The 19609-nt window shown below is 76.3% G+C and carries 17 protein-coding genes; 10 read left to right on the top strand and 7 right to left on the bottom strand.

The genetic code is table 11. The features are described from left to right. Together ACI79G_RS11670 and ACI79G_RS11665 are read left to right on the top strand one after the other, a co-directional pair. Entirely contained in the window at positions 1-444 is a 444-nt protein-coding gene (locus tag ACI79G_RS11670; protein ID WP_456881291.1) for an FCD domain-containing protein, read from the top strand. Then, the gene (locus ACI79G_RS11665; RefSeq protein ID WP_456881290.1) at positions 431-1447 is read left to right on the top strand and encodes a 1-aminocyclopropane-1-carboxylate deaminase; all 1017 of its coding nucleotides are present in this window, start codon (positions 431-433) and stop codon (positions 1445-1447) included. Before ACI79G_RS11670 ends, ACI79G_RS11665 begins: the two co-directional genes overlap by 14 nt. A gap of 88 nt (positions 1448-1535) precedes the next feature. Here ACI79G_RS11665 and ACI79G_RS11660 read toward each other — a convergent pair whose 3' ends face one another. Genes ACI79G_RS11660 through ACI79G_RS11650 form a run of 3 tightly spaced genes read right to left on the bottom strand, consistent with a single transcriptional unit; the run spans position 1536 to position 3480 of the window. Continuing rightward, on the bottom strand, positions 1536-2228 hold the full coding sequence (locus ACI79G_RS11660) for an alpha/beta hydrolase (protein ID WP_456881289.1): 693 nt from the start codon (positions 2226-2228) through the stop codon (positions 1536-1538). Further along, the gene (locus tag ACI79G_RS11655) at positions 2225-2428 is read right to left on the bottom strand and encodes a hypothetical protein (RefSeq protein WP_091221241.1); all 204 of its coding nucleotides are present in this window, start codon (positions 2426-2428) and stop codon (positions 2225-2227) included. Before ACI79G_RS11655 ends, ACI79G_RS11660 begins: the two co-directional genes overlap by 4 nt. Positions 2429-2463: 35 nt before the next feature. Continuing rightward, a complete protein-coding gene (locus tag ACI79G_RS11650; RefSeq protein ID WP_456881288.1) occupies positions 2464-3480 on the bottom strand; it encodes an NADP-dependent oxidoreductase in 1017 nt (338 codons plus the stop codon). A gap of 67 nt (positions 3481-3547) precedes the next feature. On the opposite strand from ACI79G_RS11650, the gene msrA reads away from it, so the two are divergent. From msrA to ACI79G_RS11630, 4 genes are all read left to right on the top strand, one after another. Beyond that, a complete protein-coding gene (msrA, locus tag ACI79G_RS11645) occupies positions 3548-4201 on the top strand; it encodes a peptide-methionine (S)-S-oxide reductase MsrA (protein WP_456881287.1) in 654 nt (217 codons plus the stop codon). A 92-nt stretch (positions 4202-4293) separates the two neighbouring features. Continuing rightward, positions 4294-5421, top strand: coding sequence for a class I SAM-dependent methyltransferase (locus tag ACI79G_RS11640; RefSeq protein ID WP_456881286.1), 1128 nt, complete (start codon positions 4294-4296; stop codon positions 5419-5421). Between the two features lie 140 nt (positions 5422-5561). Then, positions 5562-6653: a class I SAM-dependent methyltransferase gene (locus ACI79G_RS11635; protein WP_456881285.1), complete on the top strand. Its 1092-nt coding sequence runs from the start codon at positions 5562-5564 to the stop codon at positions 6651-6653. Between the two features lie 131 nt (positions 6654-6784). After that, a complete protein-coding gene (locus tag ACI79G_RS11630) occupies positions 6785-8371 on the top strand; it encodes a methyl-accepting chemotaxis protein (protein ID WP_456881284.1) in 1587 nt (528 codons plus the stop codon). A 50-nt stretch (positions 8372-8421) separates the two neighbouring features. Here the strand turns inward: ACI79G_RS11630 and ACI79G_RS11625 are convergent, their stop codons facing one another. Next, positions 8422-8916 carry a phosphoribosyltransferase gene (locus tag ACI79G_RS11625; RefSeq protein ID WP_456881283.1) on the bottom strand — a complete coding sequence of 165 codons (495 nt, stop codon included), beginning with the start codon at positions 8914-8916 and terminating at the stop codon, positions 8422-8424. A gap of 64 nt (positions 8917-8980) precedes the next feature. Here ACI79G_RS11625 and ACI79G_RS11620 point away from each other — a divergent pair, with 64 nt between their 5' ends. Continuing rightward, on the top strand, positions 8981-9475 hold the full coding sequence (locus ACI79G_RS11620) for a hypothetical protein (RefSeq protein WP_456881282.1): 495 nt from the start codon (positions 8981-8983) through the stop codon (positions 9473-9475). A gap of 78 nt (positions 9476-9553) precedes the next feature. Here the strand turns inward: ACI79G_RS11620 and uraD are convergent, their stop codons facing one another. Next, positions 9554-10051, bottom strand: a complete 498-nt coding sequence (gene uraD / locus ACI79G_RS11615; RefSeq protein WP_456881281.1) for a 2-oxo-4-hydroxy-4-carboxy-5-ureidoimidazoline decarboxylase — start codon at positions 10049-10051, stop codon at positions 9554-9556. A 194-nt stretch (positions 10052-10245) separates the two neighbouring features. Between uraD and ACI79G_RS11610 the strand changes: the two genes are divergently transcribed. From ACI79G_RS11610 to ACI79G_RS11600, 3 genes are all read left to right on the top strand, one after another. After that, positions 10246-15372 carry a SpoIIE family protein phosphatase gene (locus tag ACI79G_RS11610; protein WP_456881280.1) on the top strand — a complete coding sequence of 1709 codons (5127 nt, stop codon included), beginning with the start codon at positions 10246-10248 and terminating at the stop codon, positions 15370-15372. Positions 15373-15474: 102 nt separating this feature from the next. Further along, positions 15475-16473, top strand: a complete 999-nt coding sequence (locus ACI79G_RS11605) for an anti-sigma factor RsbA family regulatory protein (RefSeq protein ID WP_456881279.1) — start codon at positions 15475-15477, stop codon at positions 16471-16473. 32 nt (positions 16474-16505) lie between these two features. Further along, on the top strand, positions 16506-17000 hold the full coding sequence (locus ACI79G_RS11600; RefSeq protein ID WP_456881278.1) for a MarR family winged helix-turn-helix transcriptional regulator: 495 nt from the start codon (positions 16506-16508) through the stop codon (positions 16998-17000). Positions 17001-17111: 111 nt separating this feature from the next. Here ACI79G_RS11600 and ACI79G_RS11595 read toward each other — a convergent pair whose 3' ends face one another. Both ACI79G_RS11595 and ACI79G_RS11590 read right to left on the bottom strand, forming a co-directional pair. Further along, complete coding sequence (locus ACI79G_RS11595) at positions 17112-18443, bottom strand: ATP-dependent 6-phosphofructokinase (RefSeq protein ID WP_456881277.1); 1332 nt, start codon at positions 18441-18443, stop codon at positions 17112-17114. A 145-nt stretch (positions 18444-18588) separates the two neighbouring features. Next, on the bottom strand, positions 18589-19602 hold the full coding sequence (locus ACI79G_RS11590; RefSeq protein WP_456881276.1) for an ATP-dependent DNA ligase: 1014 nt from the start codon (positions 19600-19602) through the stop codon (positions 18589-18591). Positions 19603-19609: the final 7 nt, after the last annotated feature.

Genomic DNA, 19609 nt, shown 5'->3' with positions numbered 1-19609 from the left:
GTGACGCCGCTGCGGGTCCGCGACGTCCGCGACGCCGCCGTCGTCGTCCGGGCGATGCACGAGCTCGCCGTCCGCGAGGCCGTGCCGGCGGTGACCCCGGACGACGTCGCCGCCATGCGCGCCGCCAACGAGCGGTTCGCCGCCGCGGTGCGGGCCGGGGACGTCGACGCCGCCCTGACCGCCGACGACGACCTGCACGGCGTGCTCCTGGCCCGCTGCGGGAACGCCGCGCTCACCGCGACCGTCGAGCGGCTCACCCCCGCCGTCCGCCGGCTGGAGCGCCGGCGCTTCGCCGCGGCGCACGGCGCGGAGTCCGTCGACCTGCACGACCGACTGATCGCCGCCTGTGCGCACCACCACGCCGATGCCGCCGTCGCCACCACCACCGCGATCTGGACGGCGCTGCTGTCCGAGCTGGAGGAGACCCCCGATGGCACTGCCTGACCACCCCCGGTACCCGCTGCTGTTCGGCCCCTCCCCGGTGCACCGGCTGGACCGGCTCACCGAGCACCTCGGCGGCGCCGCGGTGTGGGCCGAGCGCGAGGACGTGAACTCCGGCATCGCCTTCGGCGGCAACAAGACCCGAAAGCTCGAGTACCTGGTCGCCGACGCGCTCGCGCAGGGCTGCGACACGCTGGTGTCGATCGGCGGGGTGCAGAGCAACCACACCCGCCAGGTGGCCGCGGTCGCCGCCCGGGTGGGCCTGCGGTGCGTGCTCGTGCAGGAGAGCTGGGTCGACTGGCCCGACGCCGTCTACGACGAGGTCGGCAACATCCTGATCAGCCGGCTGGCCGGCGCCGACGTCCGGCTGGTCAAGGCCGGGTTCGGCATCGGGTTCAAGGAGAGCTGGGAGGCCGCGCTCGCCGAGATCGAGGCGCGCGGGGGCGGGCCGTACGCGATCCCGGCCGGCGCCAGCGACCACCCGCTCGGCGGCCTGGGCTTCGCCAACTGGGCGGAGGTGGCCGCCCAGGAGGCCGAGCTGGGCGTCTTCTTCGACACCGTCGTCGTCTGCTCGGTCACCGGCTCGACGCAGGCCGGCATGGTCGCCGGCTTCGCCGAGCTCGAGGAGGACGGCGCCCGCCCGCGCCGGGTCCTCGGCGTCGACGCGAGCGCCGAGCCCGCGGAGACGCGCGACCAGGTGCTGCGGATCGCCCAGCGCACCGGGCAGCTGATCGGCCTGCGCCGCCCGCTCACCCTCGACGACGTCGAGCTCGACGAGCGCTACTCCGCCGGGGTCTACGGCATCCCCGACGAGACGACGATCCGCGCCATGGAGACCGCCGCCCGCACCGAGGGCATGGTCACCGACCCGGTGTACGAGGGGAAGTCGATGGCCGCGACCATCGACCTCGTCGGCCGCCGGGAGATCGACCCGTCGTCCACCGTGCTCTACGCCCACCTCGGCGGGCGGCCCGCGCTCAACGGCTACAGCGCGCTGTTCTCCTGAGCGAGGGGCACGCAGGCGCACCGGTGCGCACACGTGGACGGGTCCGGGGGGCGGAAGGGGCCTCCTGCGCGCAACGGCGCGCCACCCGTCAGAGGGGGACGGCGAGCTCCCGGCTCTCCAGGGCCGCGCGCAGTTCGGGCCGCCACGGTGCGAGCCCGGTCCCGGCGAGGACGACGTCCCGCGCGAAGGCGTGCCAGACCGGCGCCCTGCGCACCATGCTGTGCCCGCCGGCGATGGTGAACCGCGCGATGCGCACGCCGGCCCGTTCCGCGCGGACGGCGAAGTCGGCCGAGAGCGCGGCCGGCACCCACCGGTCGCCGCGGCCGTGCAGGATCGCGACGGTCTGCCCGCGCAGGTGCTCGACGGGCTCGCCCGGCGGCGTCCACGGCGCGAGCGCGCAGACCGCCCGGACCGAGGGGTCGTCCCCGGCGCGCAGCACCGCGCGGCCGCCCATCGAGTGGCCGACCAGCACGACCGGGACGTCGTCCCCGTGGCGGGCCCGCAGTTCGCCCAGCGCCCAGCGGACGTCGGCGTACGCGTCGGCGGCCACCCCGTTCCAGCCGGCGACCCGGTAGCGCAGCAGGTAGGTGTCGAGGCCGCGGTCGGCGGCGGAGGCGCGCACGAACTGCTCGATGGCGCGCATGCGCAGCAGCGACAGCGCGCGCTCCTTGGGTGGTTGGACGCTGGCCACGGTGCCGCCGTGGCAGAAGAGGGCGAGCGCCCGGGTCGGCCCCGCGGCCGGCTGGTGGTCCAGGCCCGGGCGCCCGCCGCTGGTCGTCACCGGCGGCGGCGCCCGCCGCGGAGCGTCGCGCGGGCGCGGTCGCCGAGGTCGCCGGCCCGGTACAGCGCCCGCGTCACCGGCGTGGACCCGGTGCGCCGCTCGAGCACCTGCCCGGCCCGGCGCAGCAGCCCGGTGGCGAGGGGGACGACGACGGTCAGCAGCAGCCAGGTGCGCAACCGGCTGGTGAGGAAGAGCCACATGATCGGCAGTCTGCCTCCCTCGGCCGGTGGGGACCTCAGTCGGGGTCGGGCGCCAGGCGGACGACCATCTTCCCGACGTTGCCCCCGCGGAGCAGGTCCAGGAAGGCCGGCACGGCCTGCTCGATGCCCTCGTGCACGGTCTCCCGGACCACCAGGTCGCCCGAGCGCAGCCAGCCGGTCACCGTCTCGGTGAACTCCGGGCGCAGGTCGGCGTGGTCGCTGACGAGGAAGCCGCGCAGGGTGAGCCGCTTGCCGACCATCAGGCCCATGTTGCGCGGCCCGGGCGGCGGCTCGACGGCGTTGTAGCCGGAGATCGAGCCGCACAGCGCGGCCCGCCCGTGCACCCGCAGCGCGCCGATCGCGGCCTCCAGGTGCTCGCCGCCGACGTTGTCGAAGAACAGGTCGATCCCGTCGGGCGCCGCCTCGGCCAGCCCCCGCGCGACCCCGTCGCGGTAGCTGAAGGCGGCCGTGAAGCCCAGCTCCCGCAGCCAGGCGACCTTCTCCGCCGAGCCGGCGCTGCCGACGACGCTGCCGGCCCCGCGCAGCCGCGCGAACTGGCCGACCAGGCTGCCCACCGCGCCGGCGGCCCCGGAGACGAACACGTCGTCCCCCTCGCGGAAGGCGCCGACCCGGAACAGGCCGGCGTAGGCGGTCAGCCCCGGCATGCCGAGCACGCCCAGGTACCAGGACGGCGACACGTCCTCCTCGGCCGGCAGCCGGGTCACCGCGGCGGCGTCGAGGACGGCGGTCTCGCGCCAGGCGGCGTCGGTGAGGACCAGCGAGCCCTCCGGCAGCCCGGGTGCGCGCGAGTCGACCACCCGGCCGACGGCACCGCCCTTCATCACCTCGCCGACCTCCCACGGGGGCGCGTAGGAGGGCCCCGAGCGCATCCGGCCGCGCATGTACGGGTCGACCGACATCACGACCATCCGGACGACGACCTGCCCCTCGGCCGGCTCGGGGACGGGCACCTCGACCAGCCGGAAGTCCTCGGGGGTCGGCTCGCCGTGCGGCCGGGCCGCCAGGTGCCACTCACGCGTCGTCGCAGCCATGCCCCGATCCTGCATCGGGCCTGGTCGGTCCGCCGGGTCTGTTGCGGACCCGGCCTACGCTCGGAGCATGTTCTCCTCCCGGACCAAGACCCAGCCGGTGGCAGCCGAGGAGGCGCTGCCGGGCCGCCCGACGCCCCTGCCGAACGTCCCGGAGCTGCACGCGGTCAACGGCAACCGCATCCAGCCGCCGTTCCCCGACGGCATGCAGACCGCCGTCTTCGGGGCCGGGTGCTTCTGGGGCGTGGAGAAGGTCTTCTGGGAGCAGCCGGGCGTCTACTCGACCGCGGCCGGTTACGCCGGCGGTCACACGCCCAACCCGACCTACGAGGAGGTCTGCTCGGCGCAGACCGGCCACACCGAGGTCGTGCTGGTCGTCTTCGACCCGGCGGTGACCTCCTACGAGCAGCTGCTCAAGGTCTTCTGGGAGGACCACGACCCGACGCAGGGCATGCGCCAGGGCAACGACGTCGGCACCCAGTACCGCTCGGCCATCTACTACGCCTCGCCCGAGCAGGAGGCGGCCGCCCGCGCCAGCCGCGAGGCCTTCCAGCAGCGGCTGACCGCGGCCGGCTACGGCGAGATCACCACCGAGATCGCGCCGCTCGGCGACTTCTACTACGCCGAGGACTACCACCAGCAGTACCTGTACAAGGTCCCCAACGGCTACTGCCCGATCCACTCGACCGGCGTCTCCTGCCCGGTGGGCCTGTCCGGCGTCTGAAGGAGGACCACCCTTCCCGCCCACGCCTCGGACAAGGGGGCCGCGGGACCCTGGAGGGCGGCCGTTCCAGTACCTCGCGGGGAGGGAGTGCCGTGGCCGACCTCGGGCTCCTCGAGCAGCTGCGCCGCGAGCCGGACGTCGAGGCGCCGGACCTGGTCGCCGTCGACGCGACCGACCGGCTGCTGCTCGACGAGGCCGCCGACCTGCTCGCCGCGGCCGGCCCCGGTGCGGTCGCCGTCGTCGACGACTCCTACGGCGCGCTGACCCTGGGCGCGGTCGCCGCTGGCGCCCGCGACGTCCGGGTGCACCAGGACCTGCTGGTCGGCGAGCTGGCCCTGGCCCGCAACGCCGAGCGCACCGGACTCACGGGCACGTACCGCTCGCTGCCGCTGGGCCCCGGGCTGGCGGACGGCGTCCGGCTCGTGCTGGCCAAGGCGCCGAAGTCCCTCGACGCGCTGGCCGAGCTCACCGAGGTGGTGGCCTCCTCCGCCGCGCCCGGCGTCACGCTGCTGGTCGGCGGGCGGGTCAAGCACATGGCCCACGCGATGAACGACGTCCTGGGCCGCGGGTTCACCGAGGTGCGCGCGACGCTGGCCCGGCAGAAGTCGCGGGTGCTGGTGGCCCGCGGGCCCCGGCCGGGGGTGGTGTCGTCCTTCCCGCGCCGGCAGGAGCACCCCGACCTGGGGCTCACCGTCTGCGCGCACGGCGCGGCCTTCGCCGGCACGAGGGTGGACGCCGGCACGCGCGCCCTGCTCGCCGCACTGCCCCGGATGGCCCCCGACGCCCGGACGGCGTTGGACCTCGGCTGTGGCACCGGCGTCCTGGCCACTGCGCTCGTCCTCGCCCGGCCGGAGTTGAGCGTGCTGGCCAGCGACCAGTCCGCGGCGGCGGTGGCCTCGGCGGCGGAGACCGCGGCGGCCAACGGGGCGGCCGAGCGGGTCCGGGTGGTGCGGGACGACGCGGCGTCGACCGTGCCGGACGCGAGCGTGGACCTCGTCGTCTGCAACCCGCCGTTCCACCTGGGCGCGGCCGTGGTGACCGGCGCGGCCGACCGGCTGTTCGCCGCGGCGGGGCGGGTGCTGCGGCCCGGCGGTGAGCTGTGGTGCGTCTACAACAACCGGCTGCCACACCGGGCCGCGCTGCGCCGGCTGGTCGGCCCCACGCAGGTCGCCGCGTCCGACCGGCGCTTCACCGTCACCGTCTCCGTGCAGGCCCCCTAGGAGGACCCCGTCCTCCCCACCCCTCGCGAGCTCGGGGCGGGACCCGGGACGGGGCCGCGCGGCGAGCCCCTGGACGGGGCCGGCTCACCGGGCCCGACGACCCTGGCCGGGCGAGCGGAGCCGGGCCACGGTCGGAGGGCATGACGACGACCGAGACCCCGCCCGTCGACGCCACCACCGCCCTGGCCGAGCGGCTGTTCGACGGGGTGATCGCCACCCTGGAACTGGCCGCGGTCCACCTCGGGAGCGAGCTGGGCTGGTACCGCGCCCTCGCCGAGGCCCCCGCCACCGCGCCCGAGCTGGCCGAGCGCACCGGCACCGCCCCGCGGTACGCCCGCGAGTGGCTGGAGCAGCAGGCGGTCGCCGGCTTTCTCACCGTGGACGACGAGGCAGTCGACCCCGACGAGCGGCGCTACACCCTCCCGGAGGCGCACCGCCCGGTCCTCGTCGACCGCGACGACCTGGCCTACATGCCACCGTTCGTGCAGCAGGCACTGGTGTTCAGCGGGAACGTGCCGCGGCTGCTCGAGGTCTACCGCACCGGCGAGGGGCTCTCCTGGGCCGAGATGGGCGACGCCCGCAGCGCCCAGGCCGCCGGCAACCGGCCGTACTTCCTCGGCCCCATGGCCACGCGGGACCTCGCCTCCGTGCCGGAGATCGACGCCGCGCTGCGGGCCGGCGGCCGGGTCGCCGACGTCGGCTGTGGCATGGGCTGGTCGGCCATCGGCATCGCCCGCGCCTACCCGCAGGCCCGGGTCGACGGGTACGACGTCGACGAGCCCTCGGTCGAGCAGGCCCGGCGCAACGCCGAGGAGGCCGGCGTCGCCGACCGGGTCCGCTTCACCACGGTGGACGCCGCGGCCGCGGGGGAGCAGGGCAGCTACGACCTGGTCACCGCCTTCGAGTGCGTGCACGACCTGGCCGACCCGGTGGCGGTGCTCGCCGCGATGCGCCGGATGGTCCGCCCGGGCGGCACCGTGCTCGTCGTCGACGAGCGGGTGGCCGAGCGGTTCACCGCGCCGGGCGACCAGGTCGAACGGCTGATGTACGGCTTCAGCGTCACCTGCTGCCTGCCCGACGGGCTGTCCACCCGGCCCTCGGCGGCCACCGGCACGGTGATGCGCCCGGCCACGCTGGAGCGCTACGCCCGCGAGGCCGGGTTCGCCGGGGTCGACGTCCTGCCCATCGAGCACGACATCTTCCGCTTCTACCGGCTGCGCGACCGGGCGTGAGCCCGGCCACATTCCGGAACCAGAAAGGATCCTCGGTCGGACCCGTTGCGCTGTAGCGGCTCCAGCGGCCTGCCGAACACGGGGCAACGGCGCCACGTGGCGCGCCGATCCCTCACCGCAGGAGTGCCGGCATGGCGCGCAACCCCTGGTCCGACCGTCCCCTCGGCGTGAAGCTCGGAACGCTGGTCGCTGCCGGCGCCGTCGTCCTCGCCGTCTTCGCCTGGATCGCCATCCGGGCTCTGCAGAGCACCGAGACCACCGCGGGTGAGCTGCTGGCCAGTGCCGAGGTGACCGGGGACGTGCTGACGGCCGACATGGTGCACGACGCCGTCCGCGGCGACGTGCTCCAGGCGCTGGTCAGCGGCGGCCAGGGCGACCTCTACCGGGGTGCGGTCACCGACCTGGGCGAGCACGACCAGGCGTTCCGCGACCTCCTCGCCGAGATCTCCGGGGACCGCCTGAGCCCGGAGATCGTCGCGGCGGTCGAGGAGGTGACCCCGACCGTCGACGCGTACCTCCTCGCCGGCCAGCAGATCGTCACCACCGCCGGGCGCGACCCGGTGGCCGCGCAGGCGGCCTATCCCGCCTTCGGTCAGGCGTTCTCGGCGCTGGAGGACGAGCTGCCGCTGCTCGAGGACGCCGTGGCGGCGTTCGCGGACGACGCGGTCGCGCACGCGGACGACCAGCGCAGCACCGCCATCACCCTCGCCCTGGTGGTCGCGGTCGTGGGGGTGGTCGTCCTGGCCCTGCTCGGCTGGGTGGTCACCCGCTCGGTCGTGCGGCCGCTGCACCGCGTCGGCGCGGTGCTGGCCGCCATGGCCGACGGCGACCTGCGCGGCTCCACCGGCGTCACCAGCAGGGACGAGGTGGGCCGGATGGCCGCCGCGCTGGAGGCCTCGATGGGCACCGTGCGGGCCGTCCTGACCTCGATCGGCGAGACCACCGGGACGCTCGCCTCGGCCACCGAGGAGCTCTCGGCGACGGCCCAGGACATGACCCGGCTGGCCGACGAGTCCTCGGTGCAGAGCGGGGTGGTCGCCGATGCCGCCGGACAGGTGTCGGTCAACGTGCAGACCGTTGCCGCCGGGTCGGAGGAGATGGGCGTCTCGATCCGCGAGATCGCGCAGAACGCCAGCGAGGTGGCCCGGGTCGCGGGTCAGGCCGTGCAGGTCGCCGCCGCGACGAACGCGACCGTCGCCAAGCTGGGGGAGTCCTCGCTGGAGATCGCCAGCGTCGTCGAGACCATCACCGCGATCGCCGAGCAGACCAACCTGCTCGCGCTCAACGCCACCATCGAGGCCGCCCGCGCCGGTGAGGCCGGCAAGGGCTTCGCCGTCGTCGCCAACGAGGTCAAGGAACTGGCGCAGGAGACCGCCGAGGCCACGCAGGACATCACCGCGCGGGTCGAGGCGATCCGGGGCGACACCGAGGGCGCGGTGCGGGCGATCGGGGAGATCGCGCAGATCATCGCCCTGATCAACGACTCGCAGGGCACCATCGCCGCCGCCGTCGAGGAGCAGACCGCGACCACCACGGAGATGAACCGCAACGTCGCCGAGGCCGCGCAGTCGGCCGGGCAGATCGCGGACAACATCACCGCGGTGGCCGGCGCCGCGACCGCCACGACCCGGGCCATGACGGACGCCCGGACGGCGGTGGACGAGGTGGCCCGGATGGCCTCGGCGCTCAGCGCGTCGGTGCAGCGCTTCCGCTACTGAGGCCGGACCCCCTGTCCCGAGGGCCAGCGCCGACGGGCAGGGGTCCCCCCTCAGTGCGCCGGGCGGCTGCTGCGCGTGCGCACCGGGGGCTGCGACGACCAGGGGAAGTCGATCCAGCGGCCGGTCCGGCGCCACACGTAGTCGCAGCGCACGACCGACTGCGGCTTCTCGTAGACCACCGCCGTCCGCACCTCGGTCACGTGCCCGGCGCAGAAGTCACGCACCAGCTCCAGGGTCCTGCCGGTGTCGGCGACGTCGTCGGCGACCAGCACCCGCGCGCCGGTCAGGTCGACGACGTCGAGGGTCGGCGGCAGCACCACCGGGAGGTCGAGCCGCTGGTCGACGCCGGTGTAGAACTCCACGTTCATCACGAACAGGTTCTTGACGTCGAGGGCGTAGCCCAGCGCGCCACCGAGGAAGAGCCCGCCGCGGGCGATGGAGAGGATCAGGTCCGGCTCGAAGCCGTCGGCGGCGACGTGCTCGGCGAGCTCGCGCGCCGCGGTGCCGAACATCTCGTAGGTCAGGACCTCGCGCTCGTCGCCCACGCCGGTCGATGGTGCCAGGAGCCCGGGACTGGGCACCGGGCGGGACGCCGGGCAGGCTGACCGCATGACGAGCCTCCCGCCCGCCGTCCGTCGGCTGCTGCCCTGGCTGCTGGGCTGGTGGGCGGTGCAGGCGGTGCTCGCCGTGACCGGCCGCCTGGTGGCCCGGCGCAAGGACGAGGGCGACGAGAGCACGGCCGGGATCCGGCGGGTCGTGGTGGTCGGCGGCGAGGAGCTGCGGCCGGTCAACCCCGAGCTGTCGCGGGTGCGGTTGGACGTGCTCATGGGCGGCGTCCGACTGGACCTGACCGCGGTGCCCAGGGTGCCCGGCGGGGTGGACCTCACCGTGCGGGCGCTGATGGGGGGCGTGGGGGTGCGGGTGCCGGCCGGCTGGCACGTGTGGTGGAGCTGCCGCGGCGCGGGCGGGGTGGGCGTGGCCGAGGGCGCCGACGTCTTCACCACCGACGACGAGCGCGGGGCCGACCTGCGCGTGCACGCCGACCTGCTCCTCGCCGGGGTCGGCCTCGAGACCGCGCCGCAGGACGACAGCTGGGGCCGCTGACCGCTCAGCGCGAGCCCGGCCGGGCGACCTCGGTGGGCGGGACGTCGACCGGCGCGGCTGCTCCTCGCGCGAGGTGGCTCACGAGACGAGCCCGCGCACCCGCAGCGCGGTGATCTCGGCCAGCTGACCGGTCACCTCGGCCCGCTCGGTCTCCTCGTCGTTGTCCAGCCGGCGGTGCAGCTCGGCGAGCACCTCCCCCGGGGACCGGCCGGCCGCACGGATCAGGAAGACGTGGTCGAAGCGCTCCTCGTAGGCCCGGTTGCCCTCGGCCAGCGCGGTCCGCGTGGCGTCGTCCGCCGAGCCCACCGCGCTCTGCTCCCGCCGGGAGGCCTCCGCCTCGGGCGAGGAGCCCTCGGGCTGCTCGCCGATCCGCGGGTGGACGCTGATGGCCAGCTCGACCTCCTCCCACGGCAGCCCGCGGACGACCTCCTCGGTGCGGGCGACCAGCGCCTCGACGTCCGGGTAGGGCCGGCCGGCCACCACCGCTGCTGCGAACCGCGGCGCGGCGTTGCACGCCCGGAGGGCCTGGACGGCGCGGTCGGCGGGCTCGGCGTTGAAGTCGTCGAGGGTGGCCATGCGACGAGGATGGCAGCCGGCGGTCCACGTGGCAGCGTCGACGGAGGCCCCCCGGGCGGACGTCCTCGACGAGGCGGGGTGCCCGCCGGCGAGCGGCGTCGTGCGGGCCGTCCTCGACCGACGCGCCGCGCGGGTCCCCCCGCCCGCAACCGACCGTGGCGGCCCCCGACCTACCATCCCCTCGTGATGGCGGAGTGACTGACGAGGACCCCGGCACCCCGCTGTTCGCCGGTGGGGGCGAGGTCGGCCGCGCGATGGCCGCGGTCGACTGGTCGCAGACGCCCCTCGGCCCGCCGGAGCGGTGGCCCTCCGGACTGCGCCACACCGTCCGGATCCTGCTGACGTCGCGGTTCGCGATGTGGGCCGGCTGGGGCCCGGACCTCGCCTTCTTCTACAACGACGCGTACCGGCACGACACGCTGCAGGCCAAGCACCCGTGGGCGCTGGGCCGGCCGGCCTCCGAGGTGTGGGCGGAGATCTGGCCCGACATCGGGCCGCGCACCCGGGAGGTGCTCGACGGCGGAACCGCCACCTGGGACGAGGACCTGCTGCTCTTCCTGGAGCGCAGCGGCTACCCGGAGGAGACGTACCACACCTTCTCCTACAGCCCCCTGCCCGACGACGACGGCGGCACTGGCGGCCTGCTGTGCGTGGTCACCGAGACCACCCAGCAGGTCGTCGGCGAGCGCCGGATGGGCACGCTGCGCGACCTGGCCGCGGCGCTCGGGGCGGCGCGCTCCGCGGAGGCCGTGCTCGCCGCCACCGCCGACCAGCTCGCCCGCAACCCCGCCGACCTGCCGTTCAGCGCCGTGTACCTGGTGGACGACGAGGGCACCGCCCGGCTGGGCGCTGCGGTGGGCATCGAGCCCGGGTCGCCCGCCGTCCCCCGGGTCCTGACCGACGACCACGGGGCGTGGCCGCTGGCCCGGTTGCTGGCCGGCGAGGACGTGCTGGTGGAGGACCTCACCGACCGGTGCCCCGGCCTGCCGACCGGTGCCTGGGACCACGCGCCGGTGCAGGGCGTGGCGCTGCCGATCGCCGCCTCGGCGCCGGAGCACCAGGGGGTGGCCGGCTTCCTCGTCGTCGGCCTCAACCCGCACCGCCGCTGCGACGACGCCTACCGCGGCTTCCTCGGCCTCGTGGCCAACCAGGTCTCCTCCGCCCTCACCAACGCCGGCAGCTACGAGGCCGAGCGCCGCCGGGCCGAGGCGCTGGCCGAGCTGGACCGGGCCAAGACCGACTTCTTCAGCAACGTCAGCCACGAGTTCCGCACCCCGCTGACGCTCATCGCCGGCCCGGTCGCCGAGCTGCGCGCCTCCCCGGCCGCGGCGTCCGACCCGCGGCTGCGCGAGGAGCTCGAGGTGATCGAGCGCAACGCGCAGCGGCTGGGCAAGCTGGTCAACACCCTGCTCGACTTCTCCCGCATCCAGGCCGGCCGCATCGACGCCCGCTTCGAGCCCGTCGACCTGGCCGCCACCACCACCGAGCTGGCCAGCGTCTTCCGCTCGGCCGTCGTCCGGGCGGGGCTGGAGTTCACCGTCGACTGCGCGCCGCTGGACGCGCCGGTGCACGTCGACCGGGACATGTGGGAGAAGGTCGTCCTCAACCTGCTCTCCAACGCGCTGAAGTTCACCTTCACCGGCGGCATCGCCGTGCGGCTGCGGCAGGACGACGGCGGCGCGCGGCTGACCGTCAGCGACACCGGCACCGGCATCCCCGCCGACGAGCTGCCCCGCCTGTTCGAGCGCTTCTCCCGCGTCCGCAACGCCCGCGGCCGGTCGGGGGAGGGCAGCGGCATCGGCCTGGCGATGGTGCGCGAGCTGGTCGCCCTGCACGGCGGCAGCATCGACGTCGAGAGCACCCCGGGCGCCGGGACGACGTTCACCGTCACGCTGCCGATGGGCACCGCCCACCTGCCCGCCGACCGGCTGGCCGAGGCCGCTCCGGACGCGTCCGCGGTCTCGTCCGCCGCCGTCCCCTTCGTCACCGAGGCCATGCGCTGGCTGCCCGGTGGGGACGGCGCGCCCGGCGCCGAGCTGCCGCCGGTCGTCCCGCGCCCGGCCGCGGCCTCCGGGCGGGTGCTGGTCGCCGACGACAACGCCGACATGCGGGGGTACGTGCAGCGGCTGCTGGGCCCGCACTACGACGTCCGCACCGTCGCGGACGGCCGGCAGGCGCTCGAGGCGGCGCTGGCCGACCCGCCCGACCTGGTCGTCAGCGACGTGATGATGCCCGAGCTCGACGGCATGGGGCTGCTCGCGGCCCTGCGCGCCGAGCCGCGCACCGCCCGCGTCCCGGTGGTGCTGCTCTCGGCCCGGGCCGGTGAGGAGGCCGCGGTCGAGGGCCTGGCCGCCGGCGCCGACGACTACCTGGTCAAGCCGTTCTCCGCGCAGGAGCTGCTGGCCCGCGTCGGCGCGCACCTGCAGCTCGGCCGGGCCCGCCGGGCCGCGGAGGAGCAGTTCACCGCGATGGCCGACCTGGCGCCGGCCCTCATCTGGGTGGCCGACCCCGACGGACGGCGGGTGTTCGTCAACCGCGGCTGGACCGAGTTCACCGGCCGTCCGGCCCGCGAGGAGGTCGGCGACGGCTGGGCGCAGGGCCTGCACCCGGAGGACCGCGACCGCTACGCCGAGGTCGTCGCCGCGGCGACCGCCCGCCGCGAGGGCTGGGAGGTCGACGTCCGGCTGCGCCGCGCCGACGGCACCTACCACTGGCTGCTGGAGCGGGCGGTACCGATCGGGGGGAGGCCGATCGGGGCCGGGGAGACGTTCGCCGGGTACGTCGGCAGCTGCACCGACATCAACGCCCGGACCCGCGAGACGGCGCGGCAGACGCTGCTCGCCGAGGTCGGCACGGCCCTGGACCGGGAGACCACCGTCGAGGGCCAGCTCGGCGCGCTGGTCCGGCTGCTGGTCGACCGGCGCCTCGCGGACCTCTGCACGGCCCGCGTGCTGGGGGACGACGGACGGCTGCGCTTCGCCGGGGTCGCCGGGCTCCACGGTGGGGCCGAGGCCGCCATGAGGGCTCTCGACCCCGACACGGGGATCGGACCCGAGGTGGTGGCGACCGGCCGGAGCGTGGTGCGGGCGCAGCTGCCCCCGCTGGCTCCCGACCGTCCGGAGATCGCGGAGGCCCTGGCCGTCGGCTCGGGGATGGCGGTGCCGCTGTCCGTCCGCGGCCGGGTCCTCGCCGTCCTCGCGCTCGCGCGGCACCCGGACTCGCCGCCGTACGACGACGACGACCGGGTGCTGCTCGAGGAGGTCGCCGGGCGGGCCGCCCTGGCGGTGGACAACGCGGTGCTGCTCGCCGAGGAGCGGGCGGCGGCACGGCGGCTGGCGCTGCTGCAGCGGGCGACCGCCGAGCTGTCCGCGGCGACCACCCCGGTGGAGGTCGCCGAGGTGGCCGGCGGGCACGTCCGCGCGCTGACCGGCCCGGACAGCCGGGTCGCGGTCTACGAGGTCGACCCCTCGCACCGGGCGCTGTCCGCGCTGGCCATCGACGGTGGCAGCCCGGCCGGCCGGGAGCTCTGGCGGACGCTGCCGATGTCGACCCCCGTGGTGGCCACCACGGCCGTCAGCGAGCGACGCCCGATCTGGGTCGAGGACGTCGCCGCGGAGCCCGCGGCCGACCGCGGACTGGCTCCCGAGCTGGCCGCGTCGGCGCGGGACTTCGGGTTGGCGGCGGTGGCGGCCCTGCCGCTGACCGTGGCCGGCCGGGTGGTCGGCGTCCTGTCGGTGGCCTGGCCCGAGGTGCGGCGCTTCTCCGCCACGGACCGGGCGATGCTGCTCGCCGTCGCCGAGCAGTGCGCGCAGGCCCTCGACCGCGCCCGGCTGTACCGGGCCGAGCGGGGCATCGCCGAGACGCTGCAGCTGAGCCTGCTGCCGGCGCAGCTGCCCGCCCTGGAGCGGCTGGCGCTGGCCGCGCACTACCTGCCCGGCGCCGAGGGCAGCCAGGCCGGCGGGGACTGGTACGACGTCGTCGAGCTGGCCGACCACCGGATCGCGATCGCCGTCGGCGACGTCGTCGGCCAGGGCCCGGCCGCCGCCGCGGTCATGGGGCAGCTGCGCAGCGCGCTCTCGACCGCGCTGCTGCAGGGCTGCGGCCCGGCGGAGGCGCTGGAGCTGCTGGACCGCTTCGCCGCCCGGCTGCCCGGCGCGCTGGCCTCCACCGCGGCCTGCCTGGTCGTCGACGGTGCGGCCGGCACGGTCTGCTGGGCCCGCGCCGGGCACCCACCGGCGCTGCTGGTGACGCCGGACGGGGCGCGGCTGCTCGACGGCGCCGGCGCCGGGGCCGTCCTCGGCGTAGCCGGACGTCGTCCCTACACCGAGGGCACCGCCGACATCGCTCCCGGCGCGACCCTGCTGCTCTACACCGACGGCCTGGTGGAGCGCCGCGGGGAGGTCCTCGACGACGGCCTCGAGCGGGTCCGGGCCGCGGCCGCCCGGCACGCCGCGGCCGACCCGGTCGCGCTGACCGGGCAGCTGCTCGCCGAGGTCCTCGCCGACGCCGCCCAGCCCGACGACGTCGCGCTGATCGCCGCCCGGCTGCTGCCGGAGCCGCTGGCAGGGCGGCTGCCCGCCGACCCGCGCCGGCTGTCCGGCGTCCGCCGGGCCGTGGCGGCGTGGACGGCGGCGGCCGGGCTGCCCGGGGACACCGCCGAGGACCTGCAGCTGGCGCTGGGCGAGGCGCTGGCCAACGCGGTCGAGCACGCCTACGCCGCGTCCGCCGACGACGGCCAGTGCAGCTACCGGCTGGCCCGCGAGGCCGACGGCAGCGTGCGGGTCGAGGTGCGCGACACCGGCCTGTGGCGGCCGCCGCCGGCCGACCGCGGCTACCGCGGGCGCGGCCTGGAGCTGATCGAGGCGCTGGGCACCGACGTCGAGGTGGTGCACGAACCAGGGGTCGCCGGTACCACGGTCCGCTTCCGGGTGGCTCCCGCCGTCCCCGGCCCGGCGGTCCGCCTCGAGCGGGCGCCGGCGGCCCCCTCCGGGGACGGCGGGACGAGCGTGGCCGTGCACGACGAGTCCGGCGGCCCACGCCTGGAGGTGCACGGCGAGGTGGACCTGGCCACCGCGGCGCGGGTCCGCCAGCAGGTGCTCGCCCGGCTCGAGCAGCTGGCCCCGGGGTCGGTCGCGACGCTGGACCTCCGGTCGACCGGCTACCTGGCCAGCGCGGGCGTCGGACTGGTCCTGGAGGCCGTCGCCCGGGCGCGGCGGGCCGGCGTCGAGCTGCGGGTGCTGACCCGGCCCGGGACCCCGCCGGCGCGGATCCTCGCCCTGGCGGGGGTCGACGATCAGGCCTGGGAGGAACTGCAGGCGTGACGCCGCGCACATTGGGCACCCCTCGGGTGAGCGGGGGTGGGCGTGTACGAGGATGACGCGGCACCCGGCCCGAGCTCTCGGCCGGAGGGAGGACCGGACGAGGTGGACCGAGCGGTGGGCGGGGCCCGGGCTCCGCTGCCGCACGCGCGGAGCGGCGTCGGGTCCCCGGTCCTGTCCCGGCACGCCGCCGCGGTGGTGCGCGGGGAGGCCGACCTGCTGGCCGTGGCCCTGCCCTTCCTCGACGCCGGGCTGCGCGCCGGGGACGTCGTCGCGCTGGCCTGCCCGCCCGACGTCGCGGCGCTGCTCTGCGGCGAGCTCGGTGAGCGCGCCGGGCAGGTCCGCGACGACCCGCGGCTGAGCCTGCTCGGTGCCCGGGCGCCCGACGCGCTGGCCCACGCGCGGCGGACCGCCGAGCGAGCGGGGGACCGGCAGCTGCGCGTCCTCTCCCTCGTCGACTTCGGGCCCACCCCCGCCGGCTGGCGTGAGGGGGTGCGGTTCGAGTCGGCGGCCAACCGGGTCGTGCAGGACACGCCGGTCGACTTCCTCTGCCTCTACGACCGGCGTCGGTTGCCCGCGGCGGTCGTGGAGACCGCTGCCGCCACCCACCCCTTCCTGGTCGTCGACGGTGCCTGGGCGTCGAGCCCGGCCTACCGCGACCCGGCGGAGTACCTGCCCCGGCTGCCGTGGCCGCGGGAGCCGGTCGAGGACACCGAGCCGGTGCTCGCCCTCGACGACGTCCCCACCCTGGTGGCGCTGCGCCACGGGATCGGCCGCGTCCTCGCCGCCCGGGTGCCCGACCGCGACCAGCGGGAGGACCTGCACCTGGCCGCCGCCGAGGTCGCCGCCAACGCCTTCCGGCACGGCGTCCGGCCGGTGTCGGCGCGGATGTGGACCGACGGCGATCGGCTGGTCTGCGCCATCACCGACTCCGGGCACTCCTTCGGCGACCCGCTGGCCGGCTTCGTGCCCGCCCACGGCGCCGACCTCGGCCGCGGCGGCATGGGCCTGTGGCTGGCCCGCAAGCTCTGGGACTCCGTCGACCTGCTGCCCGGTCCCGACGGGCTGACCGTCCGGCTCAGCACCCGCCTGCGCCGCGCTTGACGCCGCCGATACCTCACTGCTGAGGTATCGGGGTGGGGGACGCTGTCGACCAAATCCTGGCCCAGTGGGCCCGGGAGCGGCCCGACCTCGACTGCAGCCCGATGGGTGTCATCGGGCGCATCTCCCAGCTGCAGCGCGAGGTCCACCTCGCCCAGCGCGCCACCTTCGCCCGCCACGGTCTCGACGTCCCCTCCTTCGACGTGCTGGCCGCGCTGCGCCGGGCCGGGGCTCCGTACCAGCTGACCCCCACCGCGCTCATGCGGACCGCGCTGGTCACCTCCGGCGCGATCACCCAGCGGCTGGACCGGTTGGAGGAGAAGGGGCTGATCACCCGTGAGCGCAGCGAGGCCGACGGGCGGGCCGTCGTCGTCACGCTGACCGACGCCGGCCGGGCGGCGCTCGACGCGGCGCTGCCCGACCACCTGGAGACCGAGCGCCGGCTGCTGGCCGGGCTCCCCGACGACGACCTCGACGCCCTCGCCGGTCTCCTGCGCCGCCTGCTGATCGCCCTCGGTCGCGTGCCGTGACACTGTCGGCCTACCGGCCGACACCGCGGCCAGGTGCCGTCCCCCTGTAGGGCGGGCCACGTCCACCACCTCGTCGCGGACCCCTCCGGGCCCACTCCTCGCCGGCACCGCTCACGCGGACACCGGCTGGCCGGTGGCCTCGAGCACCGAGAGCCACAGGTCACCCTGCGGGTCGACCTGGTTGCGGCTGGCGGTGGCCAGCGCGATCGGCAGGTGCACGAACCGGCCGTGCCAGCGGCCGACGACGGTCGCCGTCCGGCCGGCCATGGCGGCGTGGACGGCGGCCTGCGCCAGCCGTTGGCAGTAGACGCTGTCGAAGGGGTTGGCCGGCACGCTGCGGATGGCGTAGCCCGGGTCGACGTAACGGAGGCTGATGTCGCGGCCGCAGTCCCTCGCCGCGGCGGTGATCCGGTCGCGCAGCAGCGCGCCGATGTCGCCCAGTCGCAGGTTGCCCGAGGCGTCCCGGTCCTGGGGCTGTCCCGCGAAGAGCTCCTGCCCCGCGCCCTCGGCGACGACGACCACCGCGTGCCCCTGCCGGTCGAGCACCCGGCCGAGGTGGGCCAGCAGGCCGTCGAGGTCGAGGGGCACCTCCGGCACGAGGACGACGTCGACGTCCTCGCTGGCCAGCGACGCGTAGGCGGCGATGAAGCCCGAGTGCCTGCCCATCAGCTTGATCAGCCCGACCCCGTTCGGCGTGGACCGCGCCTCGGTGTGCGCAGCCCGGATCGACTCGGCGGCCCGGCCGAACGCGGTCTGGAAGCCGAAGCTGGCGTCGATCCACGGGATGTCGTTGTCGATCGTCTTGGGGATGCCGACGACGGCGATCGGCAGGCCGCGGCGGGTGGCCTCGTCGGCGATGTCCTGCCCACCGCGCAGGGTGCCGTCGCCGCCGATGACGAACAGGACGTCGATGCTCCGCGCGACGAGGGTGTCGACCATCTCGGCCGGGTCCTGGCCGCCGCGGGAGGTCCCCAGCACGGTGCCGCCCTGGTCGTTGAGCCCGCGGACGGCGGCCGGCGTCAGCTCGACCGCGTCCGCGGCACCGGCGCGGGTCAGGCCGCGGTAGCCGTTGCGGAAGCCGGTCACCGAGGCGACGCCGTAGTGGCCGCACGCCTCCAGCACCAGGCCGCGGATGACGTTGTTCAGACCCGGGCACAGCCCGCCGCAGGTGACGACGCCGACGCGGGTGCGGGGCGGGTCGAAGAACAGCCGGGAGCGCGGGCCGCCGGGCTCGAAGGCGGGCAGGTCGCGGGTGGGCAGCCCGCGGCGCACCGCCATGTCGAGGGTGTCGTCGAGCAGCACCCGGTCGGTCTCGGCGACGTAGTGGACGCTGTCGCGCGGGTCGAGCAAGGAGCCGTCGAGCGGGGAGGGGACGGTCGCCGGGCCCAGGGTGCGGACCGTCAGGTCGGCCGCCGTCAGGCAGAGCTGGTCGCCGGTGTGCACCCGCCCGATCGTCCGCGCGCGGTGTTCCGTGCGGGTTTCGGGCGCGGTTCCCCTCCCCGGCGATCATGGAGTTGCGGTGGCGACACGCCGGGGGGCTACGGGTGTCGCCACCCCAGGTCCATGATCGTCCGGGTCGGCGGCCCCCTCAGGCGAGCTCGGGCACGTCGTCCGGGGCGAGGTCGGGGCGTACCCGCACGAAGCGCAGCGGGTGGCGGAAGACGCCGGCCTGCAGCGCGGCGTCCGCGCTGACCTCGACGACGACGTCCGGGCGCACGCGGGTCAACGGCACCGACAGCCGGCCGCCGCCGAAGGCGCCGGTGCCGATCCGGTCCGGCCACGGGTGGTCCGGCCCGGCCGGGGTGAGGACGTCGGCCAGCTCGGCGGATTGCGCGGGCGAGAGCGGGCTGGTCCGGCCGACGACGACCAGCTCGCCGTCCCTGTAGCGCCCGGCCACCAGCTGGCCGGGCCGCTCGAGCGACCCGATGACGCCGCCGGCGAGCACCTCGGTGGTCTCCCAGGACTTCACCTTGAGCCACTCGCGACGGCCGGGCGCGTACCGGGTGCCGGCACCCTTGGCGACCAGCCCCTCCACCCCGGCGGGGCGGAAGTCGGCCGACCACTGCCGGGCCTCGGCGGGATCGGTGGTGACCGGCGAGAGTTGCATCGGCGGGGCCCAGCGGGCGGCGAGCTCCTCCAACGCGGCCCGCCGCTCCCGGAGCCGGCGGCCGCGCAGGTCGGCGCCGCCGAGCGCGAGCAGGTCGAAGGCGACGTAGGAGGCCGGAGCGGCGGCCACCAGCGTCCCGATCCGGCCGCGGGGGGCGACCATCCGCTGCTGGAGCAGCCCGAAGTCCAGCCGGGAGCCGTTCCAGACGACGACCTCGCCGTCGAGCACCGTGCCCGGCGGCACCTGGGCGACGGCCGCGGCGACGACGTCCGGGAAGCGGGACGACAGGTCGCGGCCCTGCCGGGACCAGACCCGGGTCGTGCCGCCGGTGCGGACGACGACCAGGCGGTAGCCGTCCCACTTGGGCTCGTAGAGGACGCCGCCGGGCAGCGCGTCGGCCCGCGGGAGGTCGCGCACCGGCTTGGCCAGCTCCACCGCGACCGGTCCGGCCAGCTCGGGCGGCACGTCGGGCAAGCCGGGCACGGACAGCGGCACGACGGTC

The organism is Geodermatophilus sp. SYSU D00779 (assembly GCF_054050595.1).
Note: the sequence above shows the minus strand (reverse complement) of the source record. Positions and strands in the feature narration are given on the sequence as shown.